The organism is Actinomadura latina NBRC 106108 (genome assembly GCF_001552195.1).
Lineage (GTDB): Bacteria > Actinomycetota > Actinomycetes > Streptosporangiales > Streptosporangiaceae > Spirillospora > Spirillospora latina.
The window spans coordinates 1-3058 of record NZ_BCQS01000059.1; the positions used below are offsets into that span (position 1 = coordinate 1).

At 67.6% G+C, this 3058-nt stretch carries 2 protein-coding genes and 1 pseudogene; all 3 read left to right on the forward strand.

Annotation, left to right across the window (positions count from 1 at the left end; all coding sequences use genetic code 11):
* Positions 1 to 634: 634 nt before the first annotated feature.
* A pseudogene (locus AL2_RS37080) lies at positions 635 to 1666 on the forward strand (reverse transcriptase domain-containing protein); the annotation flags it as partial.
* 94 nt (positions 1667 to 1760) lie between these two features.
* Positions 1761 to 2219, forward strand: coding sequence for a group II intron maturase-specific domain-containing protein (locus tag AL2_RS40215; RefSeq protein WP_369688521.1), 459 nt, complete (start codon positions 1761 to 1763; stop codon positions 2217 to 2219).
* Positions 2220 to 2236: 17 nt separating this feature from the next.
* Positions 2237 to 3043 carry an ISAs1 family transposase gene (locus AL2_RS35755; RefSeq protein ID WP_083947263.1) on the forward strand — a complete coding sequence of 269 codons (807 nt, stop codon included), beginning with the start codon at positions 2237 to 2239 and terminating at the stop codon, positions 3041 to 3043.
* The last annotated feature ends 15 nt before the right edge of the window (positions 3044 to 3058 follow it).

Below are 3058 nucleotides of genomic sequence, written 5' to 3' on the forward strand. Positions count from 1 at the left end.
GGTTGCGACACGAGGTCGCACGCTGTGAGTGGATGACGTTGAGGAGGCCGGGGTGAATCCGGTGACGTGATCTCAGGCCAGTGCTCATGGGCCTGTCCCCACCTCGGCGTGCGTCGCGGGTAACTGCGGGGTGCGAAGCCCGGGGGGTGAGCCGGAGGTCTCCTGTTCTTTCCGGGGGATACGGGCGAGGGGAAGGCCGGGCGGGCGAACACGCGTGAACCCTTGGTTGATGCCTCGTCATCTTGAAGGCCCGGAAAGGAAGCGGTAGCGGGCCGAGCAGGGACGTGCCGCTGGAAGGCGGCAGATGCCGGTCGCAGAGCGCAGGGCGACCGGGAGAGCACCATCGTCCCCGGGGTACAGAGGGCGCCCAATCCGGCCGTGTCTCATGCGTGCGGAACGTGGTAATCCCGTCGAGGTCCGGCATTGGTGCCGGTAGGCCGACCGTAAGGAAGGCTTCAACTCCCCGGCGGGCGTAGGACGGCCCGAGAAGCAAAGGCCGGCGACCGAAAGGTGGCGGGAAGGCGTCATGTGTCCGGTTCTCCTGCCGGGCGGCGTATAACCGGCCGGATACGGGGCGGATGCCCCGGCTCGAAAGAGCGCTGACGCGGGTCGGGTGAGCCTGTGGAGATGATCGGTGGTCAAGGCGTTGGAACCGAAGGGCAAGTTGGACGCTCTCGCTGCGGCGGGGGCGAACGGACCGGAGGATCCGGCTGAGGACTGGTTCGGGATCGACTGGGACCAGGAGGAAGACCGGGTACGGCGGCTGCGGCAGCGCATCTTCGCGGCGGCGCGGGACGGCGACCATAAACGGTTGCGCAACCTGCAAAAGCTGATGCTGCGCTCACGCGCGAACGCTCGGGTGAGCGTGCGCAGGGTGGCGCAGATCAATCAGGGCCGTGCGACGGCCGGGGTCGACGGGCGGACCGCGCTGCTGGCGTCTCAGAGGGTCGAACTGGCCGACTGGGTGCAGCATCGTCGTGCGGGCTGGCGGCCTCGGCCGGTCAAGCGGGTGTTCATCCCCAAGACGAACGGAAAACGGCGTCCACTGGGTATACCGGTGATCCGGGACCGCGCCTGCCAGGCGGTGGTCCTCAACGCGCTGGAGCCCGAGTGGGAGGCGCGATTCGAGCCGCGCAGCTACGGCTTCCGGCCCGGCCGCGGGTGCCATGATGCGATCGAAGCGATCTTCGGGGTCTGCAAGGGCAAGCGACCCAAGCGGGCCTGGATCGTGGATGCCGACTTGGCGGCCGCGTTCGACCGCATTGACCATCAGCAGCTCTTGGACCAACTCGGCTTGTTCCCCGCCAGGGACCAAGTCGCCCAGTGGCTCAGAGCAGGGGTCATGGAGAACGGTCGATTCGCGCCGACGTGGGAGGGAACGCCGCAAGGCGGTGTGCTCTCCCCGTGCCTGTTGAACGTGGCGCTTCACGGGATGGAACACGCTGCCGGTGCCCGATACAGCACCAAACCCTCACACAAGGGATGGAGCGTGCCGGGCACACCAGTGGTCATCAGGTACGCCGACGACCTGGTCGCACTCTGCCACAGCAGGCAGGAGGCAGAGCAGGTCAAAGCACGGCTCGCCGCGTGGCTGGAGCCACGAGGGCTGGTCTTCAACGAGGACAAGACACGCATCGTCCGCCTCGATGAGGGCTTCGACTTCCTCGGCTTCAACATCCGCCACTACCCCAGCGGCAAGCTGCTGATCAAACCGGACAAGGCAAGCAGTGAAACGCTTCCGGACAAGGCTGCGCACCGAGGTGCGGCGACTCTACGGAGCGAACGCGCCTGCGGTGATCGGGAAACTCAACCCGGTCCTGCGCGGCTGGGCGGCCTACTACCGGACAGCGGTGTCCAAGCAGACGTTCGCCTCCATCGACCACACCCTGTGGTGGACGTTGACGAGGTGGGCCAAGCATCGGCACAAGAACAAGTCGCCGGCATGGATCACCGAACGCTACTTCGGCAAGTTCCATCCGGCCAGGAACGACCGCTGGGTCTTCGGAGACCGGGAAACCGGCGCCTACATGACCAAGCTGGCCTGGACGCCGATCAAGAGGCACCAGATGGTGGATGGGGCAGCGTCACCCGACGACCCCGACCTCACCACCTACTGGGCACTGAGACGGCAACGACACCTTCCGCCGAACACCGCTGACCCAGCGCCCACACTCCGCACGCAAGGAAAACGTTCCACCCGCCCATCGGGGCTTGCTTGAGCCGTGTGCCGTGACAAGTGGCACGCACGGTTCTGAGGGGGCCCCGGCACGGCAACGTGCCGGGGCTACCCGGCGGCAGCCGCCACCCGGACGGGACGGTGACGCACCTGCTGGCGGCGGCCCTGCACGACGGCCGGGCCGTGCTGGCGCAACGGCAGGTCGACACCAAGAGCAACGAGATCCCCGCGTTCGTCCCGCTGCTGACCGGCCTGGACCTGACCGGCAAGATCGTCACCGCCGACGCCCTGCACACCCAGCGCGAACACGCCCGCCACCTGGTCCGGGAACACAACGCGCACTACCTCCTGGTCGTGAAGGGGAACCAGAAAAGCCTGCACCGGCAGCTCAAACGCCTGCCTTGGCGGGAGATCGAGCCGCACGACCGCACCGTTGAGGACGGGCACGGCCGCCGGGAGATCCGCAGGCTGAAGGTCTGCACCGTCCGTCCCGGGCTGCTGTTCCCGCACGCCGCCCAGGCCATCCAGGTCAAACGCCGCCGCACCGACCGCACCACCGGCAAGACGACGATCAAGACCGTCTACGCCGTCACCAGCCTCGCCCCGGGCCACGCCACCCCCGCCCAGCTGGCCGCCCTCGTCCGCGGGCACTGGTCCATCGAGGCCCTGCACCACGTCCGCGACGTCACCTACGCCGAGGACCGCTCGACCATCCGCACCGGTCACGCACCACGCATCATGGCCGGCCTGCGCAACCTGGCCATTGCCCTCACCGACCTCATGGGCTGGAGCAACATCGCCGCCGCCAATGACCACTACCGGGCACACCCCGACCACGCACTTCAACTACTCGATCTCACTACCTGAGAACGCATTCGCCCT